Source organism: Streptomyces tremellae (assembly GCF_039540215.1).
Classification (GTDB): domain Bacteria; phylum Actinomycetota; class Actinomycetes; order Streptomycetales; family Streptomycetaceae; genus Streptomyces; species Streptomyces tremellae.
In genome coordinates, this window is sequence record NZ_BAABEP010000133.1 from 1 (window position 1) to 3,324 (window position 3,324).

At 70.5% G+C, this 3,324-nt stretch carries 1 protein-coding gene; it reads left to right on the forward strand.

What is annotated here, in order from left to right; translation table 11 throughout:
• Positions 1-31: 31 nt before the first annotated feature.
• The coding region (locus ABEA77_RS33615) for a hypothetical protein (protein WP_345655933.1) at positions 32-3,324 on the forward strand (3,293 nt) is incomplete at its 3' end.

Below are 3,324 nucleotides of genomic sequence, written 5' to 3' on the forward strand. Positions count from 1 at the left end.
CAGGCACCGGCCGCCGGCCATTCAGGACCTGGTGGACGGGCTCAAGCGGATCGAAGGCGCCAACACCTCGGCCAGCACCCGGCACGTCCTGGCGGACCAGGCGGGTCGGGACACCGTGGCGGGCGGTGGCCGTGGGCAGCAGGTGAGGCTGCCGGACTGGAACGCGGCGCTGCACCGCGAAACGGCCGTCCAGACCCTGGACGGCACGGCTGCCACAGAAGGGGAGTTGAGCGTCGCGCCGCTGACGCGGGGCGCGGACAGCCCCGCCGAGGGCATCGGCAGCTACCGGCCGTCCGACTGGGCGACCCGAGTGGACCGCATCCCGGCCCTGCTGTCGGAGCAGACCTTCCGCGGGCACACGTCGCTGACCCAGACCGAGTCCAGTCGGTTCACGACGCCGGTGCGTGAGGTGCCGTGGCATGACACGAGGGTGTCGTTCTTTGCGGCGCATGGTGCGTCGAACCATGTCGAGTTGGTGCTCGGTGATGGTCAGGTCGTGCGGGTCAGTGGGCGTGAGCTGGGTCGGTATCTGGAGCGTCACGCGGATGCGTTGGGTCCGGTGGATCGGGCGTTGGTGCTGTTGTCGTGTGCGACGGGTGCGGTGCCGGAGTACGGTGGTCTGTCGGTTGCGCAGCATGTGGCGAATGTGACGGGGCGTACGGTGTATGCGCCGTCGACTGCGTCGGGCACGGTGCGTGGTGGTGACGGGAAGTTGCGGCCTGTGCTGTTCGCGGATGCGCAGGGTCGTGAGGGTGAGTGGCTGACGTTCCGGCCGGAGCCGTCCGGTGGGGAGTTGGCGCGGGTCGCGCGGGTGGCGGGGCTGCACGAGGGTGAGGGGTATCCCGATCCGTGGGTGGCCAACAGGGCGCTGCAGTATGTGCGGACGCTGCGCGGTACGTACGGGCCCGGCCTTGAGGAGGGCACGGCCGGGTACGACGCGGCGCTGCGTGGTCTGGGAGATCTGGACCGGTTGCGGTGGAATCCGGGTGCGGACGGTGCCCTGTCGACGCACACCGCGGGGCGGATGAACCCTGAGGTGCTGCGGAACATCACCCGGGACGTGCTGGGTCTGCCGGAGGATACGGAGCAGACGGCTGAGCACTGGACCTCCGTGCTGGACGCCGCGGCCACCGCGCACGCCGACGACCCGACGGCGCCCCTGACGTCGATCGCCCCGAGCACGGCGGCCCACGACGAGATCCCCGCCGTAATCCACGACGAACCCCTGGCGACCCGCGAGGAGCCGCCGACCGTCCACGACGAACCGCGCGAGGAGCCGCCCGCCGTTCACGGCGAGGCCACGGCCGTCCGTGAGGCGGAGCGGGAGCACGAGCAGCATGCCGACACGACCGATGACGTGCTGGCGGATCCGGGTGACCGGCATCGGCACTCCTCGTCGCGGGGTGGAGCGGTGGCGCCCTCGCACGGTGGGGTGAATCCGCGCAGTCCGATCGCGACCCATGTGAGCGCGTTCGGTCGGCGGTTGAACCGCGCCCTCGCCGGCTACCACGCCACGGGGGACCAGCGCGCGCTGCGCGACGAGGTCCACGGCCTGATGGGCAGGCTGCTTGAGGACTCCGGCACGCTGCACCGAGGGGAAGCGGTGTGGGAGGCTCGTAAGCTTATCGACGACCTGCCGCGTACGTGGTCGGACACGGCGGTGAACACGGCGTTGCGGGTGTTGTCGGACTACGACATCGACCGTCCGGTGCTCGGTGCCCCGGGCGCGACGTTCCTCGGCACGAACCACATCACGCAGGGTCCTGGTCAGGGCTTCATCAACCGTGACATCCCGGCCGTCGTGACGATCGAGCACCGCCCGTACGTCCCCATCTACACAGCGGTGTTCGGCGACCAGACCCACCAAGTCGCCCCCGTCTTCAAGGACGTGGGCCAGGACGCCACCGGTGCCGTGCAGATCCACACGGGTGATCCGTCGTCGGGTGAGAAGGTGTTCTGGCTGAGTGTCGGCCAGCCGTTGCGTCAGTTGAAGTGGGTGGAGAAGTACGCCCGTCAGCAGGGTGCGCCGAATCCGATGATCAGGTCGTTCCTGGTGCCGTTGGAGGTCGCGAACGACATCTCGCGTGACGCCGTCACCGAGCACGGTTCCGGCGGTCACCCGCTCGACCTGAACGTCGACAAGCACTTCGCCTCCAACCAGTTCGGTATCAACCGGCTCGACTCGCTGGAGAAGCTGCGCACCTACGCGCTGCCCGGCTCCCTGCGCACCTATGTCGAACACCCGCCGCGCCAGGCCCCCGAGGCGTGGGGAGCCGTGCGTCCGATGGGGGAGTTGCGGCAGAAGGTCGGCGTGCCCAGGGCGATGCTGGAGGGCTACGCGGTCTTCACCAGCGAGGACGGTGACTTCCTCGGTCAGCGGCACTATGCGGACAAGACGGCGAAGCTGCGGGGTGTGGTGGCCGCGCACTTCCGCAACCGCAGCCTGCTGGAACCCGGTGAGGTCCTCCAGCGCCCGCAGTTCGTGGAGAAGTTCTTCAAGGACCACGCGCCGCAGGACCTGCGGCAGCGTGCCGCCCTCGACCCGGCGGGGCGCGGCCCCGCCATCCACGAGTTCGTCAACGACTACGTCATCCCCTGGGCCAATCAGGCCCGGATGGCGGAGGCGATCTACGAGTCCTTCGACGACCGCATCGCGGGCGGCGCGCCCGCGCGTCCCGTGGAGTACGCGCTCAATCCGCAGTCCCCGCTGTTCCGCGGGGAGCGCAGGGTCGACGCCGTCAACGCCATGGACGACCGCAGCGTCCTCATGGGCATCCGCAACCGGATCCGTACCGGCTTCGAACGGCTCGACGTGGCCCCGGCGTTCCGCGACGCCGGGCCGGGACGCACGGCGCCGCGGGTCCTCGGCCGACTGGACAACGCGCGCAAGAGGGTGCTCGCGGACTACGACTTCAAGGTCGGCCACTCGGCAGTGCTGGCCCGACGACTCGACGACTACCGGCAGTTGGCGTCCGACTCGCTGGACGAGCTGCGGGGCGTCTTCCCGTCCACCCGCTACCGGCCCCCCTCCATCCAGGCGCTGGTGGACGGCCTCAAGCGGATCGAGGCCGCGGGCACTACGCGGTCCGGCACGTCCGGTGCGGTGTGGGACCAGGCGGGCGGCTCACGCCTCGGCGTGCCGCACGGCGGGGTGAATCCGCGCAGCCGGGTGGCGCGCGAGGTGTCGGACTTCGGCCGGCGGATGAACCGCGCGCTGGCCGGATACCAGAACGTGCGGGACCGCCGCGCGCTGCGGGACGACGTACATCGCTATGTGCGCCAGCTGCTGGAGGACGTGGGCCCGCTGGGCCGCGCGGAGGCGGT